The 19,126-nt window shown below is 73.4% G+C and carries 15 protein-coding genes; 5 read left to right on the top strand and 10 right to left on the bottom strand.

The window, feature by feature from the left end:
• Positions 1-18 precede the first annotated feature (18 nt).
• The 9 genes from ABZ862_RS00245 to ABZ862_RS00205 form a co-directional block, all read right to left on the bottom strand.
• Positions 19-1,767 carry an acyl-CoA dehydrogenase gene (locus ABZ862_RS00245; protein ID WP_360949680.1) on the bottom strand — a complete coding sequence of 583 codons (1,749 nt, stop codon included), beginning with the start codon at positions 1,765-1,767 and terminating at the stop codon, positions 19-21.
• A complete protein-coding gene (locus ABZ862_RS00240) occupies positions 1,764-3,509 on the bottom strand; it encodes a fatty acyl-AMP ligase (RefSeq protein WP_360949678.1) in 1,746 nt (581 codons plus the stop codon). The genes ABZ862_RS00245 and ABZ862_RS00240 overlap by 4 nt, the downstream gene beginning before the upstream one ends.
• A 139-nt stretch (positions 3,510-3,648) precedes the next feature.
• On the bottom strand, positions 3,649-3,840 hold the full coding sequence (locus ABZ862_RS00235) for an acyl-CoA carboxylase subunit epsilon (RefSeq protein ID WP_360949675.1): 192 nt from the start codon (positions 3,838-3,840) through the stop codon (positions 3,649-3,651).
• Positions 3,841-4,024: 184 nt separating this feature from the next.
• The gene (locus ABZ862_RS00230; RefSeq protein ID WP_360949672.1) at positions 4,025-4,654 is read right to left on the bottom strand and encodes a hypothetical protein; all 630 of its coding nucleotides are present in this window, start codon (positions 4,652-4,654) and stop codon (positions 4,025-4,027) included.
• On the bottom strand, positions 4,641-5,627 hold the full coding sequence (locus ABZ862_RS00225) for an aromatase/cyclase (RefSeq protein ID WP_360949669.1): 987 nt from the start codon (positions 5,625-5,627) through the stop codon (positions 4,641-4,643). The genes ABZ862_RS00230 and ABZ862_RS00225 overlap by 14 nt, the downstream gene beginning before the upstream one ends.
• 136 nt (positions 5,628-5,763) lie before the next feature.
• A complete protein-coding gene (locus tag ABZ862_RS00220; RefSeq protein ID WP_360949666.1) occupies positions 5,764-6,807 on the bottom strand; it encodes a ketoacyl-ACP synthase III family protein in 1,044 nt (347 codons plus the stop codon).
• 89 nt (positions 6,808-6,896) lie between these two features.
• The gene (cimA, locus tag ABZ862_RS00215) at positions 6,897-8,579 is read right to left on the bottom strand and encodes a citramalate synthase (RefSeq protein ID WP_360949663.1); all 1,683 of its coding nucleotides are present in this window, start codon (positions 8,577-8,579) and stop codon (positions 6,897-6,899) included.
• Positions 8,580-8,784: 205 nt separating this feature from the next.
• Positions 8,785-10,557 (bottom strand): MFS transporter, encoded by a 1,773-nt coding sequence (locus ABZ862_RS00210; RefSeq protein ID WP_360949660.1) that lies wholly within the window; start codon positions 10,555-10,557, stop codon positions 8,785-8,787.
• A gap of 104 nt (positions 10,558-10,661) precedes the next feature.
• A complete protein-coding gene (locus tag ABZ862_RS00205) occupies positions 10,662-11,708 on the bottom strand; it encodes a CaiB/BaiF CoA-transferase family protein (protein ID WP_360949657.1) in 1,047 nt (348 codons plus the stop codon).
• Positions 11,709-11,881: 173 nt separating this feature from the next.
• Between ABZ862_RS00205 and ABZ862_RS00200 the strand changes: the two genes are divergently transcribed.
• From ABZ862_RS00200 to ABZ862_RS00180, 5 genes are all read left to right on the top strand, one after another.
• Complete coding sequence (locus tag ABZ862_RS00200) at positions 11,882-13,108, top strand: cytochrome P450 (RefSeq protein WP_360949654.1); 1,227 nt, start codon at positions 11,882-11,884, stop codon at positions 13,106-13,108.
• 148 nt (positions 13,109-13,256) lie between these two features.
• On the top strand, positions 13,257-14,378 hold the full coding sequence (locus ABZ862_RS00195; protein ID WP_360949651.1) for an epoxide hydrolase family protein: 1,122 nt from the start codon (positions 13,257-13,259) through the stop codon (positions 14,376-14,378).
• A 119-nt stretch (positions 14,379-14,497) separates the two neighbouring features.
• The gene (locus ABZ862_RS00190) at positions 14,498-15,742 is read left to right on the top strand and encodes a cytochrome P450 (protein ID WP_360949648.1); all 1,245 of its coding nucleotides are present in this window, start codon (positions 14,498-14,500) and stop codon (positions 15,740-15,742) included.
• Positions 15,739-16,761, top strand: coding sequence for an NADP-dependent oxidoreductase (locus ABZ862_RS00185; RefSeq protein WP_360949645.1), 1,023 nt, complete (start codon positions 15,739-15,741; stop codon positions 16,759-16,761). The genes ABZ862_RS00190 and ABZ862_RS00185 overlap by 4 nt, the downstream gene beginning before the upstream one ends.
• 66 nt (positions 16,762-16,827) lie before the next feature.
• Complete coding sequence (locus ABZ862_RS00180) at positions 16,828-17,979, top strand: winged helix DNA-binding domain-containing protein (protein WP_360949642.1); 1,152 nt, start codon at positions 16,828-16,830, stop codon at positions 17,977-17,979.
• Between the two features lie 98 nt (positions 17,980-18,077).
• On the opposite strand, the gene ABZ862_RS00175 is transcribed toward ABZ862_RS00180, so the two are convergent.
• Complete coding sequence (locus ABZ862_RS00175) at positions 18,078-19,121, bottom strand: ketoacyl-ACP synthase III family protein (protein WP_360949639.1); 1,044 nt, start codon at positions 19,119-19,121, stop codon at positions 18,078-18,080.
• Positions 19,122-19,126 lie beyond the last annotated feature (5 nt).

Below are 19,126 nucleotides of genomic sequence, written 5' to 3'. Positions count from 1 at the left end.
GGTGGGGGGAGGTGGGAGTCAGGGGAGCCGGGAGGCGTAGAGGTCGTAGCTGCGGCGGTTGTGCAGCCGTGCGACGACCTCGTCGAGCACCAGCCGTTCCTGGCCGTGCGGACGGTCGGGCAGCGGCAGCCCGAGCCGTCCGACCAGCCGGTACAGCACGGCGGTGACCCAGGCGGGCGCGGCGAGGAACGCGTTCGCGCCGCCCGCCGGGGCGGACCGCTGGCCGCGCCACACGCCGAGGCAGGCCGCCGCGGCGAGGACCAGGGTGTACCGGTCCGCGAGGCCGAAGCTGCGGGGGCTGGCCAGGGCCGCGCGGTCGCCCTCGGCGACGTTCTCGAACGCCTTCTTCAGATCGCCCAGTTCGCCCGTCAGGACCCGGACCAGGAAGTGCAGGGCGGGCCCGCCCTCCCCGTGCGGCGGCCGGGCGGCCTCCAGCAGGTCGGTGCAGGCGACGAGGGTCGCGGCGAGCGGGTCGCCGTCCCCCAGCAGCACCAGCTGGGACAGGTCGAGCGGGGGAAGCGCCTCGTCGGGCCGGAACAGGGACGGCGGCGGCTCGGGGTCGGCGAACCACGCGTGCCGCGCGAAGTACGGCAGCTGGGGCAGGATGCTGACCTGTCGTCCGGCGCTGCCGGCGTGCCCGAGCGAGGTGACGGGCAGATCGCGCCGCTGCTTCTGGAACATCCCGTACGCGCCGTCCTGCGCGAACGTCTCCTCGCCGAGCACGGACGACATCTCGTCCATGCTCTCCGCCACGAGCTTGGGCGCCAGGTAGGCGGCGGCGGCCGCGTACGCGCTCATCTGCCGGGGCAGCAGGTGCAGGGCGCGGGTGGCGACCAGGGCGAGGCAGTCGATGACGAGCAGATCGAGGAAGCCCCCGGTGAGGACGTCCCGTACGTGCCGCACGTCCAGGGACGAACGGCCGTCCGTGCGGCTGCGGACGGCGAACCGCGCCACGGTGCGCAGCGCGGTGTCGGCGCCCGCCAGCACGATCGACGGGATGAGCCCGCGGATCAGCAGGGAGGAGCGCAGCGACAGTTCGTAGCCGTCGCCGATCTCCCCGAGGACGGTGCTCGCGGGCACCGGGCAGTCGGAGATCGCCAGTCCGCCGAACTCCGTGCTGCGCATGCCGGTCGTGGTGCGGCGGCCCAGGTGGGTCACGCGGCCGGCGGGCAGTTCGTCGCGGTCGAGCAGCAGGACGGTGTGGCTGCGGCCCCGCGCGGTCTCCCCGGTCCGGGCGAAGACGACCAGACCGGTGGCGCGGGAGGCGTTGGCGATGGCCGACTTGCTGCCGTCCACGACCAGTCCGCCGGGGACGATCCGCGCGGTGAACTCGTCGCGGACGAAGTCGTTGCCGTGGGCGACCTCGTGCCGGGCGACGGCGATGCGGCGGCCGGTCAGGAGCAGCCGGGCGGCGTGCAGGCGCTGCCGCGGGTTCCCCGCGGTCCACACCGGGGCGGCGGCGAAGAAGCAGTTGAGCCCGTGGCCGAAGCCGAGGGAGGCGTCGCGGCGGAACACCGGGCGCAGGAGTCTGCCGAGGTCGTCCATCCGTTCCAGGCGTCCGCCGACGTCGGCGGGCACGAACTCGGCGTTGAGGCCGAAGGTGTCCAGCACCCGCTCGGCCTCCGGCAGGACCGTGCCGGCCGCGTCGGCGGCAAGGAGGGCGTCGGCGCCGAGCGGGTTGGCGGGGTCGTCGAGCGCGCCGAACGCCCGTTCCAGGGCGTCGGCCCGCTCCGCAGCGCCGCCCACCGCCCCCTCCGTGCCGCTCACTGTCCCCTCCCCGCCGTCAGCGGCTGCTCGGCGCCGGGCTCGACACGCCGGTGCAGCGCGGGCAGTTCACCGCGCAGGTAGAGGCGGCGCATCGCGGCCCGCTCGACCTTGCCGCTGGTGGTCCGGCGGACGGTGCCCGGCCGGACCAGCAGGACGGCGGCGGGCCGTACGTCGTACTCCTCGGTGATGCGCTGCTGGACGGCGGCGGCGAGGGCGGCGAGGTCGATGTCGTAGCGGCTGCCCGCGCGCAGTTCCTGGACGATGACGACGCGTTCCCGGACGCCGGGCACGGCGAAGGCCGTGGCCGCGCCGAGGAGTCCGCTGACCTGCTGGGCCGCGCGTTCCAGGTCCTGCGGGTAGAGATTGCGGCCGGCGATCACGATGGTGTCCTTGAGCCGTCCGGTGACATGCAGCCGGCCCCCCTGGAGCGCACCGAGATCGCCGGTGCGCAGGTATCCGCCGCCCAGGCCGGCGATCCGGCAGCCGAACGCGGCGGCCGTCTCGGCGGGACGGCCCCAGTAGCCGGGTCCGACGCTCTCGCCGCGGACCCAGATCTCGCCGATCCGGCCGTCCGGCAGCTCCGCGCAGGTGGCGGGGTCGACGATCCGTACGTCGGCGGAGGCGGGCGGCCCGCAGGGCACCAGGTCGCGGGCCGCGCCGGCGGGTTCGTCGAGCCGGCCGCCCTCCAGGGCCGCGGCGTCGACGGCGCGCACGGCGGTCCCGGCGGTGCCGCGGGCGCCGGAGACCATGAGGGTCGCCTCGGCCAGTCCGTAGCAGGGGGTCAGGGCCTCCGGGCGCAGTCCGGCCGGGGCGAACCGCTCGGCGAACGCGGCCAGGGTGGCGGCGTCGACGGGCTCGCCGCCGTCGACGGCGGTCTCCCAGCAGGACAGGTCCAGGCCGGCGAGCTGGGAGTCGTTGACGCGGCGCAGGCACAGCTCGTACGCGAAGTCGGGGGCGGCGCTGACGGTCAGCCGGTAGCACGAGACGGTCTCCAGCCAGTTCGCGGGGCGCTTGACGAAGGCGGCCGGGGACAGCAGGACGGCGGTGCCGCCGAGCCACAGCGGGTGCAGCAGCTGTCCGACGAGGCCCATGTCGTGGTGCAGCGGCAGCCAGCCGCCCACCCGGGCCCCGGGGCGGGTGCCCAGGGCCTGCCGGATGGCGCGCTGGTTGGCGAGCAGGCTGCGGTGGGTGACGATCACGCCGCGCGGGTCGCGGGTCGAGCCGGAGGTGTACTGGAGGTAGGCGGCCGAGCCGGGGTCCGGCACGACCGGCTCGAACGGGCCGGGGTCGGCGGTGGCGGCCGGGCCGTCGGAGGGCAGGCAGACGACGTCGCCGTGCCCGGTGCGGGCCAGCAGCCGGGACACCTCGGGCGCCTCGGCGGCGGAGGTGAGCACGCAGGCCGCCACGGTCTCCTTGAGGATCCCGGCGACCCGCTCGTCGTGGTGGCCGCGTCCGCCGGCCGGGGCGACGGGGACGGCGACCGCCCCGGCGTAGAGGCAGGCGAGGAAGCCGGTGACGAACAGCCCCGGCGAGCGGTGGGTGACCAGCACCCGGTCCCCGGGGCCGACGTGCCGGGCCAGTACGGCGGCCAGGGCGCGCGCCGAGCGGTCGAGCGCGGCGTAGGTGACCGTCTCGGGCCGCAGGCCGCTCTCGTGTTCGGTGAGGAGGATCAGGGCCTCCCGGTCCGGCGTCGCCGCCGCCTGGGCCCGGATGTGCTCCGTCAAGGTCTGGTGACCGTTCACGCCTCCCCCTCCCCCGCCGTGCGGCCGTCCCGGGGGACGGCCGGCGGCCGGCTCTGCTGTCGGCGGGCCGGAGGTACGGCCCTCGTCGAGGGGTCCTCCGCCGCGCCCTTGGATGTGCGGCCGTGCCGCGGGCTTCCGTTCACGGTGCGTTCCGGGCGGGCCGGGGCCGGTGGCCGCCGCTCTGGACGGTCCAGCCGGCGTACGCGGGCCCGGTCGCGCCGCCGGACCCGGCGGCGCGGCGCACCAGGGCGATCAGTACGGCGGTGACCGCCGCCAGCTCGGTCTCGTCGGGCCGGCCGTGGATCACCTTGATACGCATCGGGTTCGCCATGGGGACAGCGTGCGCCGGGCCGCTCGAAGCGGGCTCGCGTGCCGGAAGCGGCGGGGAAGCGGCGGAGCCGGGGACCGCCGGGCCGTGTCCGGCACGGTCCGGGTCCCCGGCTCCGGCTCCCGCTCCGGTCCGGCTCCGGCTCCCGCTCCGGTCCGGCTCCGGTGGGGCGTCGCGTCGCGTCGTGTCAGGCAAGAACGCACTCGTACGCGACGTGCCGGGTACGTTCCACCTCGATGTCCGCGGTGCTCCTCATCCGTTCGAGCAGCGCCGCGTGGCCGGGGCCGCTCAGCGCCCGGTCGCAGTCCTCGGTGCTGCGCCACCAGTGGACGCCCGTGCACAGGTCGGGGCGCAGCGTCGAGCGCAGCAGGTCGCTGCCGCCGAAGCCGTCGAGCCCTTCGAAGTACTCGGTCGTCTGTCCGAACAGCTTCTCGAAGCCGGAGGTGCCGCCGAACGTCCTGGCCCGGAGCAGGACAACGTTCTCCCCGCCCACCGCGGCCTTCTCCCGCAGCACCCGAGCCACGCTCACGGCCTGGTCCACCTGGGCGTCGACCATGGGGCCGAGCTTCCTGACGTAGGCCTGGAAGGTGTCGTCGTGCACGGTGTCGAGAAAGCCGCGGGTGGTCCGCCAGTGCCCGAGGTGCACGTACACGTCGGGGCGCTCGACGAGCCGGACGGTCACCAGGAAGGCGAAGTCCTCCCGTCCGCGCAGGTACTGGGACTGGTCGCGGAACGCGCGCTCGAAGCGTTCGGTGTCCCCCTTGACCTCGAACCGGTTGATCACCGTGAGGGGTGCGTCCTGCCTACGACTGCGCACGCGCTTCCTCCGCGAACTGCTTGGCGTGACGCAGGGTGGTCGAGCTGTTGGTGCCCAGCGCCCTGCGCACCAGCGCGCGGGCCTCGGCCAGGGTGGCCTCGGGGCCCAGCGCGGTGCGCACCCCGCTGGGGTCCAGGGTCACGGTGTGCCAGGAGGTGGCCCGTACGGTGCCGTCGCCGAGGGACTCGATCACCCAGCGTCCGGTGTGACCGCTCATCGCGACCGGCACCCTGAGCTGCTTGTAGACGATGACGTTGCGGTCCTCGAAGCAGACGCGTACCGACGTGGTGTTGTGGGTGGAGCCGTCCGGGCTCGCGGTGTCCATGTCCATGTACTGGATGCCGGGCTCGTCCTCGGTGAGGTCGAGACGGGCCACGTGCGGGAGCCGCTCGGGCCACAGGTCGGCGCGGTCCAGGAAGGCGAAGACGTCACCGGCCGCGCCGAAGACGGTCTCCGAGTCGCTGAACGTGAAGTGGAGTTCCTCGCGGGCGTCGCCGAGTTCGGCGGTGTTCTTCAGGGCGAGGAGTTCGGCGCGGCTGTTGCCGTCCACGGCGCGCTCGATCAGTTCCTCGGCGGCCGGGTCGCCGTTCACCGCGCGGTAGTCGTGCAGCAGCGTGACGCGGGTGGTGCCGTCCTCCAGTTCCCTCACGCGCCACTCGCCGCCCATGGCGGCGACGGGCGGGGCGGTGACGACCTGGCGGAAGGTGACGGTGCGGCCCACCGGGTCCAGGAAGCGGCGCGAGGTCCAGGTGCGGACCTTGTCGCCGGCGACGGCCCAGAGCCGCAGGAGCTGTTCGCCGCCCTGCTCGGGGGCCTCCTCCAGCACCTCGACGTGCACCGTGGGGCCGAACACCTGGGGCCATTCGGTGACGTCGGCCACCAGCGCGTAGACGGTCTCGGCGGACGCGGCCACGGTGATGGAGTGCTCGGTGACATGGAGTGCTTCGGTCTCGGACGTAGCGGTCGGCACCACGGCGAAACCCTCCCTTCGGACAGTCCGCAACAGGGCGGATCTCAAGGCTGGCATGAACGGGTGGAGCGGAACTGGAGTAACGGTGGACCGCCGGCTCCCGCCGGGCGGACCGGCCCCTGCGGGACGGCCGGACCGGCTAAACGGGCAACTCCTTTGCCCAGGAGGGCCGTTCGAGGATGTCGACGACGGCGCAGCCCCAGCTGTAGCCGGCGCCGACACTGACCAGGACCACCCGGTCGCCCGGTGCCGCCCGCCCTGAGACGGTCAGGTGGTCCAGTCCGGCGAACTGGTCGCCCGCGCCGAGGTGTCCGACGGTGCGGCTGTGGTCCCAGGTGGTGCGGGCGGGGTCGATGCCGAACGGCTTGTAGTAGATGGACGTCAGCCGGCGGCGGCCGAAGTGCGGCAGCACCACCCAGTCGGCCTCGGCGAGTTCGGAACCGGCGTCGGCCAGCGCCTGCTTGATGACGGTCTGCTGGCCGTGGTAGGTCCGGGTGATCGCGTACGAGATGCCGGCCCGGCCGACGAAGGCCCGCTTGGCCGCTTCGAAGTCGACGGGCATGCGGTGGCCGAACGGCACCTCGGTGAACGGGTCGTCCCCGCGGTGCAGCGGCTCCAGTTCGGGGTCGGCGTGCAGCGCCAGCGAGACGAGCCGGGCGTGTCCGCCGCGCCGGGAGAGCACCAGCGCGGTGGCGCCGTCCGCGTACGGGGTGCCGGGGTCGGTGGTCCAGCGGTCGATGCCGGGCGCGCAGAAGCGGTCGGCGGTGGTGATGAGGGCGTCGCTGCGGCCGTGGCCGGCGCGGAGGTAGGCGGCGGCGAGGTCGAGCGCGGCGAGTCCGCCGTTGGACATCTGGCGGATCTCGACGGCGGGGCAGGTGTTGCGGAGCGTCTCGCGCTGGATGTACGAGGCGACCGGCCACAGGTCCTGGCCCTGGTGGTAGGTGTCGGCGTGCAGCAGCAGGTCCACGTCGCCGCCGTCGGTACCGGCCCGGCGCAGGGCGGTACGGGCGGCCGCGGCGGCCATCTCGGCGGCCGACTCGTCGGGCGAGTACGCCACCGATTCCATACCGGTGGCGGTGGCCGTCGCGGGCGGGCACGCCCCGGAGGCGACGGCATCGGCGATCAGGAGGCGGGAGGGGAGCCGAGTGGAGGTCCCCCGTATGTAGACGTCTTCCAGACGCACTGTCTCTCCCACTCTGCGAAACGGTTCGGGGCCGGGGGCCGTGTGCGGGGTCGGGACGGAACCGGTCGGGGCCGTCGGCCGTGGGCCCGTCAGGGGCGGAACCGGTCGGGGCCGGTGGCGGGGTCGAGGGCCCCGAGGCTGACGGCAGCCGTCGTACCGGGCCGGGGATCGGGGACCGTGGCGGTCGCCGGGACGCGGTGGTCGGGGGTGGGGCCGGTGTCGAGGAGGGCGTAGTGGATCGCGTCGAGCAGGGCGTGCCAGCTTGCCGCGGTCGTGTTCGTGTCCACGCCGACCGTGTTCCAGCGGCGGCCGCCGTCGCGGTAGGAGACGAGGACGCGGGCGGCGGTGCCGTCGAGGACCCGCACCCGGTGGTCGACGAGCCGGAGCCGGGCGAGGGCGGGGAAGCAGGGGTCGAGCGCCGCGTGCAGCGCCGCGTCGAGGGCGTCGACCGGGCCGCTGCCCCGGCCGGTCGCCGTCACGGACCGGCCCCCGACCCGCAGGGCCACGCCCGCCTCGGTGCGCACCTCGTCGCCGCCCGTCCCGAGGACGCCGACGGACCACGACTCGACCTCGAACGGGCGGGGCCGCGGCGTGCCCGTCAGTTCCTCGCGCAGCAGCAGCTCGAAGGAGGCGTCCGCGGACTCGAAGCTGTAGCCGGCGTTCTCCAGTTCCTTCACCCGCGTCGCGGCGCGGGCCACCGCGTCGGAGCCCGCCTCCACGTCGTACCCCAGCTCGCGCGCCTTGAGCTCGACGGAGGAGCGCCCGCCCATGTCGGAGACCAGCGTGCGCATCGCGTTGCCGACGAGGGCCGGGCGGGTGTGCTGGTAGAGGTCGGGGTCGACGCGCAGGGCGGAGGCGTGCAGCCCGGCCTTGTGGGTGAACGCCGAGCCGCCGATGTACGGCGCGGCGGCGGCGCCGGGCAGCTGGGTCAGCTCGGCGACGGCACGCCCGGTCGCCGCCAGGGCGGCCAGCCGCTCCAGCGGGACGATCTCCCGGCCGCGCTTGAGGACGAGGTTGGCGATGACGGTGAACAGGTCGGCGTTGCCGCACCGTTCGCCGTAGCCGTGGGCGGTGCCCTGGGCCTGGACCGCGCCGGCGTCCACGGCCGCCAGGGTGTTGGCGACGGCGCAGCCGGTGTCGTTGTGGCAGTGGATGCCGAGCTGCACACCGGTCAGGGCGAGCGTCTCGGCGACGACGGAGGACACCTCGTCGGGCAGCGAGCCGCCGTTGGTGTCGCACAGGACGACGGTCTCCGCGCCGGCCTCGGCGGCGGCGCGGACGACGGTGAGGGCGTACTCGCGGTCGAGCTGGTAGCCGTCGAAGTAGTGCTCGGCGTCGACGAAGACCCGCCGGCCGGCGCTCACGAGGTGGCGCACGGTGTCGCCGATCATGGCGAGGTTCTCGGCGAGAGTGGTGCGCAGCGCGTCCCGGACGTGCCCGGTGTGGCTCTTCGCGACGAGGGTGACCACGGGTGCCCCGGACGCCAGCAGCGCCCGTACCTGCGGGTCGTCGGCGGCCCGGCCGCCGGGCCTGCGGGTGGCCCCGAAGGCGGCCAGTACGGCGTGTTCCAGGGCGAGTTCGGTACGGGCCCGGCGGAAGAACTCCGTGTCCCGGGGGACGGCGCCGGGCCAGCCGCCCTCGATGAACCCGATGCCGAGTCCGTCGAGTTCGCGTGCGACGGCGAGCTTGTCCTCGACCGTCAGCGTCATGCCTTCCTGCTGGGCACCGTCGCGCAGGGTCGTGTCGTAGAGCTGGAAGCTCCGCTCGGCCATCGCCCCTCCCTTGCTCTGTGGGCCGGTGGTACCGGCCGCTCTCGGATGTGCCCAGCGTCCGGCGACGGCCCGGAGAAGGGCTTGAGCCCGGATGGACCGGGCCGACGACGACGCGGCGGGACCGGAGGGGACACAGGTCCCCTCCGGTCCCGCCGCGCGGGAGGTGGTGCGGTGTCGTGCGGGTGGTGCAGACGGTGCGGGAGGTTCAGGAGGCCGGGGCGGCCTCCGGCTCCCTGCCGCCCTCGTTCTCCTCGTCCTCGGGCGCCTCCAGGCGCATCTGCCGCGGGATCGCGAACATCAGCGCGAAGGCGAGGGCGACGACGCCGATGAAGACCCACAGGGTGGTCTTCAGGCTGAGGGCGAAGGACACACCCGTCGCGTCCTTGGAGTAGCCGGCGAGGACCGGGGCGACCCGCTGGTCCCGCAGCGGCGCCGCGGTGCAGCTCGCGGGCACGGTCGCCGGGTCCTTCTCGTCGACCCGGTCGACCGCGCAGGCGCGGTAGGCGGCGACGGTCGTGTCGGCCTGGCCGGGGGTGAGGTGCGCGGTGGCGACGAGGTCGCTGCGCAGGTGCGCGGCCTGGTCGTCGATCGTCGAGCCGGTGTTGCCCGCGAGGCCGGCGAAGAAGACGATGCTGACGAGCGCGCCGCCGACGGCGAAGCCGAGCTGGGCGTTGGTGTGGACGATGCCCGAGGCGGAACCCGCGTCCTTCTGCGGCACCTCGGAGATCACGATCTGCGGCAGCGGGGCGGCGATCAGGCCGAAGCCCAGGCCGACCAGCAGCATCGGCACCACGAGGTGCCACGAGCTGATCCCGCTGCCGTAGTGGCCCGCGGCCCACAGGAAGGTCAGCGCGCCGGTCACGGTGACGACCGCGCCGACCTGGAGCACCTTCCGGCCGAACTTGGGCACCAGGGCGACCATCGCCGCCGAGGAGGTCAGGAACGCGCCGATGCAGAACGACAGGCTCGTCAGACCGGCCCGCATCGGCGACCAGCCGAGGCCGACCTGCATGTAGACGGTCCAGCCGATGTTGAACATGCCGATGCCGACGTAGAACGCGAGGTTGACGCCGAGGCCGGAGGAGAAGCTGCGGATGCGGAACAGGGCCAGCTCCACCAGCGGTGAACCGTCCAGGCTCGTACGGCGCCGCTGCCACAGGACGAACGCGGCGAGGACCGGCACCGAGGCCGCCATCGACACGAAGCCCCACAGCGGCCAGCCCAGTTCACGGCCCTGGAGCAGCGGGAAGATCAGCAGGAGCAGGCCCGCCGTCGCCAGGACGACGCCTCGGACGTCGAGTTTCAGGGCGTGCGGGGCCCGGGACTCCCGCAGCACGCGCGGGGCGTAGATCATGCCCAGGACGCCGACGGGGATGTTGATGAGGAAGATCATCCGCCAGCCGAGGCCGAAGAGGTCCCACTCGGCGAGCGGTCCGCCCGCGGCCATGCCGACGGCGGCGGCCAGACCGGCCACTCCCCCGTACATGGCGAACGCGCCGGCACGCTCCTTGGCCGAGAAGGTGACGTGGATGATGGCCAGGATCTGCGGCACCATGATGCCCGCGAAGGCGCCCTGGACCATGCGGCAGGCCACGAGCTGCCACGGTTCCTGTGCGGCGCCGGCACCCAGCGAGGCCAGGGTGAAGCCGACGACGCCGAGCAGGAACATCCGCTTGCGGCCGTAGATGTCGCCGAGACGGCCGCCGAGGATCAGCATCAGCGCGAAGCTGAGCTGGTAGCCGACCAGCACCCACTGGATGATGGAGTAGCCGCCGCCGATGCCCTGCTGCACGGCGGGCGCCGCCACGTTGGCGATGGTGCCGTCCAGCATGTCCATGAACGCCGCGACGAGCAGCACCAGAAGGGCCATCCACCGCTTCGGGTCGGGCGCCGCCGCGCCGCCGGAAGCCGCCGGGGCGCTCTCGCCCGGTGTCACCTCCGTTTCCGTGGGCGAAGCCTGCTCGGAGGAAATAGCCATGGTGTACCTCTCAGATCTGGGGGAGAAACCGGAAGGAGCCCTGGGAGAAAACGCCACACGTGGCTGGACGGCCTCACAGCACCGGAGGTGCAGGATGCCGGACGTCAGTGGAGTCCCGCTCGAGCGCGCCGGAAACGCGGTGCGGCGGCGGCCGGGTGGCTGCCGCGCGCCAGGTGGTGGGGGTGGGAGGCGGCCTCGTCGGCGGTCAGCACCGGTGTCACGCACGCCTCCGTGGCCTCGAAGAGCCGGGCCCAGTGGTCACGGCCGCGGGTGGCGAACCGGTTCGCGAACTCCCGCCGCAGGAAGGGCCAGTTGGCGGGGTCGTCGCGGTCGGGCAGGGCCGCCGGGTCGAGGCCGAGGCCGTGCAGCAGGGCCGCGTAGAAGCGCTCCTCCAGGGCGCCGACGGCGAGGTGACCGCCGTCCGCGCAGGTGTAGCAGGTGTAGAACGGGGCGCCGCCGTCCAGCAGGTTCACACCGCGCTCGTCCCGCCACTGTCCGGCGGAGCGCATGCCGACGAGCATGCCGAGCATCGCGCCGACCCCGTCCACGATCGCCGCGTCGACGACCTGTCCGGCGCCGGTCGACGCCCTGCCGTACAGCGCGGCGAGCACGCCGGCGACCAGGAACATGGCGCCGCCGCCGAAATCGCCCAGCAGGTTCAGCGGGACGACGGGCGGACCGCCCGCCTCACCGATCGCGTGCAGCGCACCGGTCAGCGCCAGGTAGTTGATGTCGTGGCCGGGGGTGTGGGCCAGCGGCCCGTCCTGGCCCCAGCCCGTCATCCGGGCGTAGACCAGGGCCGGGTTGCGGCCGAGGCACACGTCCGGTCCGATGCCGAGCCGTTCCGCGACACCCGGACGGAATCCCTCGACGAGGACGTCGGAGCCGTCCACCAGGCGCAGCAGTTCCGCCACGTCGTCCGCGTCCTTCAGGTCGAGCGCGACACGGTGCCGACCCCGGTCGAGTTCCCGGTGCCACTGCTCGAACGCGCGGCGCCCGTCGGCCCGTTCGACACGGATCACCTCGGCGCCGAGGTCGGCGAGGACCATGCAGGCGAAGGGCACCGGCCCGATCGCCGCCAGTTCCACCACCCGCAGCCCGCTCAGCGGGCCGGTTCCGCGGAACCCGCCCTCCGTCGTTGCGATAGCCATCGCGCAAGGCTGCGGGCGGCTGCCGGAGCCGTCCTCGGGGCCCTCTGGAGCGGCCCCGCACGGACTCCACCTGTGCCCGAGGCGGCGCTGACACCGTGTCGCGGGAACTCCTGTCCGTCCGTGAAAAGCAGCGCGGAACAGCAGCAAGGAACACCGACGAGGAAGGATTCACCGTGACCACCAGTGCCACGGAGCGGGGCGCCGCCGAGGCGGAGACCGCCACCTTTCCCTACCGGCGGCAGTGCCCGTTCACCCCGCCGAAGGAGTACGCGGAGATCGTCGAGAAGGACGTCTCCCAGGTCACCCTGACCGGATCCGGCCTGCGGATATGGACGATCGCCGGTTACGAGACCATTCGCACCCTGCTCACCGACCCGCGGGTGAGCGCGTCCCGCAAGCACGACAACTTCCCCTTCTACTTCATCGCCCCGCCGGAGTACCGCACGGAGACGTCGTTCATCGGCTACGACGGCAAGGCGCACAGCGAGACCCGCCGCAAGGCGGCCCTGACGTTCACCGCCCGTCAGGTGCGGCGGCTGCGGCCGCGCATCGAGGAGATCGTCGACGACCACCTCGACAGGCTGCTGGCGATGACGCCCGTGGTGGACTTCCACCGCGTGTTCTCCCTGGCGGTGCCCATGACGGTCATCTGCGAACTGCTGGGCATCCCGCAGGACCGGCACGAGTTCTTCATCAAGCACGGCACCGCGCTGCTCGGCGGTCACAGCACGACCGAGGAGCGGCAGGCCGCCATCGTCGAGGTCAACGCGTACATCAGCGACCTCATCCAGCTGAAGAAGCGCGAGCCCGGCGAGGACCTGCTGAGCCGTGCGATGGCCGACTACGAGGCGTCCGGCGAGGAGTACACCGACCGCGACCTGTTCAACATGGTCCGGCTGCTGATGAACGGCGGCCACGAGACGACCGCGAGCCAGATCTCGCTCGGCACCGCCTGCCTCCTCGAGAACCCCGACCAGCTCGAACTGCTGCTGTCCGACCCGTCGCTGGTCAGGCCGGCGGTCGAGGAGCTGGTGCGGTTCGCGACGATCGGTGACGCCGCGGTGCCCCGGGTGGCGATGGAGGACATCGAGATCGGCGGCCAGGTCATCCGCAAGGGCGACGGCATCCTGTGCCTGGGTCTCGCGGCCAACCGGGACCCGGAGGTCTTCCCGGACCCGGAGAAGCTGGACATCACCCGCGGCAGCCGCAAGCACCTGGGCTTCGGGCACGGCGTGCACCACTGCATCGGCGCCGACCTCGCCCGGCTGGAACTGGAGATCGTCTGGAGCAAGCTGTTCCAGCGCGTCCCCACCCTCCGGCTCGCCAAGCCCTTCCTGGAGATCCCTCGGAAGGAGGGGGCGGTGATCTACGGGCTGTGGGAGCTGCCCGTGACGTGGTGACCCCGGCCGGGGCCGCCTCTCCCGGGGCGTACGGCGCACCGGGGGCACGGTCGACCGGCGCTCCAGCCACCGTCCGTAGCGTGTCGCCGAGGCCGGGACCCCGGCCCCCGGCGGGCCAGGAGCCCCCGGCAGCCCAGGAGGACGACGCATGAGCACCGCACCGACTCCTTTCCGTGTCGACGTCCCGGAGCGGGACCTCGCCGATCTCCGTGAGCGGCTCGCCCGGACCCGCTGGCCGGACGAGGAGACCGTCGACGACTGGTCGCAGGGCGTGCCCGTGGCCTACCTCCGGGAGCTCGCCGCGTACTGGCACAGCGGCTACGACTGGCGGGCGGCCGAGGCGCGGCTCAACACCCTGCCCCAGTTCCGCACCGAGATCGACGGGCTCGGCATCCACTTCCTGCACGTCCGGTCCCGGCACGAGAACGCCAGGCCGCTGCTGCTCAGCCACGGCTGGCCCGGTTCCGTCATCGAGTTCCTGGACGTGATCGGCCCGCTGACGGACCCCGAGGACCCGGCCGACGCCTTCCACGTGGTCTGCCCGTCGCTGCCCGGCTTCGGGTTCAGCGACAAGCCGCGTACGACGGGCTGGACCGTGGAGCGCACCGCCGCCGCGTGGGCGGAGCTGATGCGCCGGCTCGGCTACGGGCGGTACGCGGCCCACGGCACCGACTGGGGCTCGTTCCTCACCGCGATCCTGGGCGAGACCGACGCGGAGCACCTGACCGGCATCCACCTCGCGATGCCCTTCGCGAGGCCGCCGCAGGAGCAGGTCGAACTGGACGAGCGCGACCTCGCCGGCCTGGCCGCGCTGAAGGAGTTCCAGGCGAACGAGGGCGCGTACTCGGTGCTCCAGGCCACCCGGCCGCAGACGCTCGGGTACGGGCTGTCCGACTCGCCCGCCGGTCAGCTCGCCTGGATGATCGAGAAGTACTGGGCGTGGAGCGACCACGACGGTGACGTGGAGAAGGTCATCCCGCGCGACCGGCTGCTGGACGCCGTGACCGTCACCTGGCTGACCGGGACGGCCACGTCGTCCGCCCGGATCTACTGGGAGAGCCACAACAAGATGGCGCTGGGCCGGGTCGACGTGCCCACGGCCTGCTCCCTCTTCCCCAAGGACGGCCGGATGCCGCGCGCCTGGTGCGAGCACCGGTTCACCGATCTGCGGCGCTGGACCGACCACGAGCACGGCGGCCACTTCCCCGCGCTCGAACAGCCCGGTCTGCTCGTCGGCGAACTGCGTTCGTTCCTGGCCCCGTTGACCTGACGGCCGCGCCACGGCGCACCACCGCGGACCACCACCGCGGTCCGTCGCCGTCGGCCCCGTTTCACAACCCCGATCCCGACCCCGAGTTCTCCCGGCTCCCGATTTCCGGAGGCACTGCCATGACCGCCCGATCCACCGGGGTGAGTGACGAACTGCCCGACTTCCCCTTCCCGGACACGAGTTACCGGGGTCCGGACCCGATCTTCACGCGGCTGCGCGAGGAACGTCCCGTGGTGCGTGTGCGCTGGAGCGGCGGCGGTCACGCCTGGCTGGTGACGCGCCACGAGGACATCAGGACGGTGCTGGACGACACCCGGTTCAGCCGGGCAGCCTCCTACGCGCCCGACGCCCCGAAGTTCAGCGGCCTGTTCCAGGCACCGCCCGGGATGATCATCTCGCTCGACCCGCCGGACCACACCCGGCTGCGCGTCCTGGCCGAGCAGGCGTTCTCGCCCGCCCGGATCGAGGGCATGCGTCCGCGGGTGCGCGAGCTGGCCGGCCGGCTGCTCGACGCCCTGGACAAGGAACCGGCCGGTACGGCGGTCGATCTCGTCGAGGGCTTCGCCGCGCCGCTGGCCATGGGGGTCATCTGCGAACTGCTCGGCGTCCCGGAGCAGGACAGGGACCGGTTCCTCACCTGGGTACGGCAGTTCGCCGATGTGTCCGGACCCGAGGAGCTGGCCGTGGAGGGCCGCGAGAACCTCGGCGCCTACATCGCCGGGCTGGTGGCCGGCAAGCAGTCCGCGCCCGCCGACGACGTGCTGTCCGCGCTGATCACCGCGCGCGACGGCGAGGACCGTCTCGACTTCGGGGAACTCGTCGGCCTCGGCTACACCCTGCTGGGCGGCGGTTTCGACTCGGCCGCCGGGCAGATCTCCAACTTCGTCCTCACCCTGCTCGACCGCCACCGGGACGTGTGGCACCGGCTCGGCGCGCGTCCGGAGGAGGTGCCCGCCGCCCTGGAGGAGCTGCTGCGCACGGTCAACCTGACCGGCAACGACACCTCGGGCCTGCCGCGGATCGCCACCGAGGACGTGGAGATCGGCGGGACGACGATCCCCGCGGGCGACGCCGTCTTCCTCTCCTTCGCCTCCGCCAACCGCGACGCGGCGGTCTTCCCCGACCCGGAGACCGTGGACTTCGGCCGGACGGACAACCCGCACCTGGCCTTCGGCCACGGCATCCACCGCTGCCTGGGCGCGCCGCTGGCCCGGGTGGAGCTGGCCGTCGCGCTGGAGGAGCTGACCCGCCGGTTCCCCGACGCGCGCCTGGCCGTGCCGGAGAGCGAGCTGCTGTGGCGGGCCGGCGACGTGAACCACAACCTCGTCAGCCTCCCCGTTCACCTGAGAAGGAGCACCGTATGAGCAGCGTCGAGCTTCCCGCCGTCAGCAGGGAGGTCCGCCTGGCGGCCTACCCCGAGGGCGAAGTGACCCTGGACCACTTCGAGTTCGGGGAGGCCGAGCTGTCGGCGCCCGCCCCGGGCGAGGTCGTCGTGCGCAACGACTGGATGACGCTGGGGTCCGTGGCGCGCGACCAGATGAACCCCGCGACGAAGCTGCCGATCCCGGTCTTCCTGCCGGGTGTGGCGATGTGGGGCCGTACCGTCGGCACGGTCGTCGCGTCGAACAGCGACCTGCTGGCCGTGGGTGACCTCGTGGAGCACTTCCTGGGCTGGCGCGAGTACGCGACCGGGGACGCCCGCGGGTTCTTCAAGCGGGACCGCGCGCTGCTGCCGGGGCCGGAGTACTTCCTGTCCCAGGGGCCGACCGCCTGGCACGGCATGGTCGGCACGGCCGACGTCGGCGAGGGCGACACGGTGTTCGTGTCGGGCGCCACCAACGGTGTCGGCGCGCTGGCCGGGCAGATCGCCAGGCTGCGGGGCGCGAAGCGCGTCATCGGCAGCACGGGCTCCAAGGAGAAGATCGACTTCCTGGTGGACGAGCTGGGCTTCGACGCCGCCTTCGACTACCACGAGGGACCGGTGGCCGACCAGCTCGCCGAGCTGGCGCCCGAGGGTCTGGACGTGGTCTTCGACAACGTGGGCGGCGAGCAGTTCGAGGCGGCGGTGCAGGTCGCGGCCCGCGGCGCCCGGTTCGCGCTGTGCGGCGCCCTGTCGGGGCAGCACGGCGGGGGCGACGGCGGCAGCCCGCGGCTGCCGCTGATGTCGGCCATCACCAAGGACCTGACGCTGCGCGGCTTCGCCACGCTGCACACGCCGGACCAGATCGAGGACTGGAACGCGCGGTTCGGCCCGTGGCTGCGGGAGGGACGCATCGTGTTCCCCCACACGGTCGTCGAGGGCGGCACCGACCGACTGCCGGCGGCGTTCGTCGCCCTGCTCGAGCGCAGGTACAGCGGGACGGTGCTGGTACGCATGAGCTGAACGCACCGGAGTGCGACGGTGGCGTCCCGGACCCGGTCACCGGGTCCGGGACGCCACCGTGTCGTCGTGAGCGGAAACGAGGAAGGGAATCCCGTCGTGGTGACAGGAGACATGAAGGTGCTGGACCGGCGGGCGCTCAACCGGAGCCTGCTGGCCCGGCAGTTACTGCTGGAGCGGTCCGCGATGCCGGCGGCGCGGGCGGTCGCGCACCTGGTGGGCATGCAGGCCCAGGCGCCCAACCCGCCCTACATCGGCCTGTGGACGCGGCTCACCGGCTTCCGCGTCGAGGATCTGGCCTCCCTCGTCAGGAACCGGGAGGTGGTGCGGCTGGTGCTGATGCGCGGCACGATCCACCTCGTCACGGCCGAGGACTGCGTCGCCCTGCGCTCCGTCCTGCGGGACGCCCTGCGGCAGGGGCTGAAGGGCACCTTCGGGCGCAAACTCGAAGGGCTCGACCTCGAGAAGGTGGCCGAGCTGGGACGCGAGCTGGTCGAGCGGGAGCCGCTCACCCTGGGCGGTCTGGGCACCCTGCTCGCCGAACGGTGGCCGGACCGGGACCCCTTCGCCCTCGCCAACGCCGTACGCAACCTGGTGCCGCTCGTGCAGGTGCCGCCGCGCGGGCTGTGGGGCGAGAGCGGGCAGGCCGTGCACACCAGCGCCGAGGCGTGGCTCGGCCGGACCGCCGCCGGGCCGGCGGCACCGGAGCCGATGGCAGCGGAGCTGATGGTCGAGCGCTATCTGGCGGCCTTCGGTCCCGCCACGGTCAAGGACATGCAGGTGTGGTCCGGCATGACCCGGCTCGCCGGGGTGGTGAACCGGCTCCGGCCGCGGCTCGCGGTCTTCCGCGACGAGAACGGCCGCGAACTGCTCGACCTGCCGGACGCCCCCCGTCCCGCCGGGGACACCCCCGCCGCGGTGCGCTTCCTGCCGGAGTTCGACAACATCCTGCTCTCCCACGCCGACCGCGCCCGCATCCTCACGGAGGAGCACCGCAAGGCCGTCTTCACCCGCAACGGGCTGATCAGGTCGACGTTCCTGGTGGACGGGTTCGTGGCGGGCCTGTGGCGCGTCGAGCAGACGCGCGGCGTGGCCGTCCTCGTCCTGGAGCCCTTCGGCGCGCTGGGCGCCGGGGACCGTGCCGCGCTCGCCGAGGAGGGCGGCCGGCTGCTCGCGTTCGCCGCGGACTCCGCCGCCTCGCACGAGGTCCGCTTCGTCTGAGCCCCGGCCGCGGGCACGGCGTACGCGGCGGGGGTACGCGGCGGGGGGAAGGACCGTCCCGGTCCTTCCCCCCGCCCTCGGTGCGTACGGCCCGGGAGTCAGCCGGCCCAGTGCGGCGTCCGGAGGATCTCCAGGACGACGGTGGTCCACACGTAACCGGCGCCGGCCGCCTGGAGCACCACCAGGTCGCCGGGCTTCACGTCGCCCGTCCCCAGCACCCGGTCGAGTCCGAGGACCGGGTCGGCGGTGCCGACCATCCCCGTCGACAGGCCCCACTCGTGCGTGGTCCGCTCCCGGTCGACGCCCAGCAGTCCGTACAGGCCGTGGGTCACGATGGACAGCGCGAGGTTCTGGTGCAGGAAGTACCGGACGTCGGAGAGGTCCGCCCCCGCGTCGTGCAGGGCCTGCTTCATCGACAGCTGGACGCTGGCCGAGATCTTCTCGATCGCGTCGTCGAAGTCCATGTCCTCGGCGAGGAGGTAGTCCGACTTGCGCTCGCTGACCCCGACCGGTGCGCCGCCGGAGAACGGGGCGTCGGTCCAGCTCGCGCCGCTGCGGCCCATCGGCTCCAGCGACGGGTCGGCGTGCGACCAGGTGGACAGCACCCGGGCGAAGCCGCCGCGGCCCGACAGGACGAGCGCGGCGGCGCCGTCCCCGTCGACGTTCTGCTCGTCGGAGCCCCAGCGGTCGATGTACGGCATCCGGAACGCGTCGCCGCCGGTGATGAGCGCGGCCGTGACGTCCGGGCGGGCCGTCACGTACGAGGCGGCCACCTCGAACGCGGCGAGCATGCCGTTGCAGCCCTGCTTGATCTCGAACGCCGGACCGGTGCCGCCGACCGTCTCGCGCTGCACGAAGCTGGCGGGCGTCCAGAAGTCGAGGCCCTGGTGGCCGATGTAGCTGTGCAGGACCAGGCCGAACTCGTCGTGCCCGTGCCCCGAGCGGGCGACCGCCAGGCGGCCCGCCTGAGCCGCCATCGTGGGGCCGGTCTCGTGCGGGGCCGCCACATGGACCGAGCGGAACCCGTTGAGGGACTGCTTCTTCTGCGTGTACCTGCCGTCGGCGATCGCCTCCTCGGCGGTCTCGATCCGCTCCGGCAGGTAGCCGCCCGTACCGGCGACGTACAGGTCGTTCCAGCGCATGTCGG

Origin of the sequence: Streptomyces sp. NPDC047000, assembly GCF_040644295.1 — a bacterium.
Taxonomy (GTDB): Bacteria; Actinomycetota; Actinomycetes; order Streptomycetales; family Streptomycetaceae; genus Streptomyces.
The sequence above is the reverse complement of the archived record's forward strand: the minus strand, read 5'-3'. Positions and strand labels throughout refer to the sequence as shown.

Coding starts and splice junctions, on each gene's coding strand:
- ABZ862_RS00235 (WP_360949675.1), bottom strand. CDS start 3,840: ATGGCGAACCCGATGCGTATCAAGGTGATCCACGGCCGGCCCGACGAG.
- cimA (WP_360949663.1), bottom strand. CDS start 8,579: ATGGCCGAGCGGAGCTTCCAGCTCTACGACACGACCCTGCGCGACGGT.
- ABZ862_RS00210 (WP_360949660.1), bottom strand. CDS start 10,557: ATGGCTATTTCCTCCGAGCAGGCTTCGCCCACGGAAACGGAGGTGACA.
- ABZ862_RS00205 (WP_360949657.1), bottom strand. CDS start 11,708: ATGGCTATCGCAACGACGGAGGGCGGGTTCCGCGGAACCGGCCCGCTG.
- ABZ862_RS00195 (WP_360949651.1), top strand. CDS start 13,257: ATGAGCACCGCACCGACTCCTTTCCGTGTCGACGTCCCGGAGCGGGAC.
- ABZ862_RS00190 (WP_360949648.1), top strand. CDS start 14,498: ATGACCGCCCGATCCACCGGGGTGAGTGACGAACTGCCCGACTTCCCC.
- ABZ862_RS00185 (WP_360949645.1), top strand. CDS start 15,739: ATGAGCAGCGTCGAGCTTCCCGCCGTCAGCAGGGAGGTCCGCCTGGCG.
- ABZ862_RS00175 (WP_360949639.1), bottom strand. CDS start 19,121: ATGCGCTGGAACGACCTGTACGTCGCCGGTACGGGCGGCTACCTGCCG.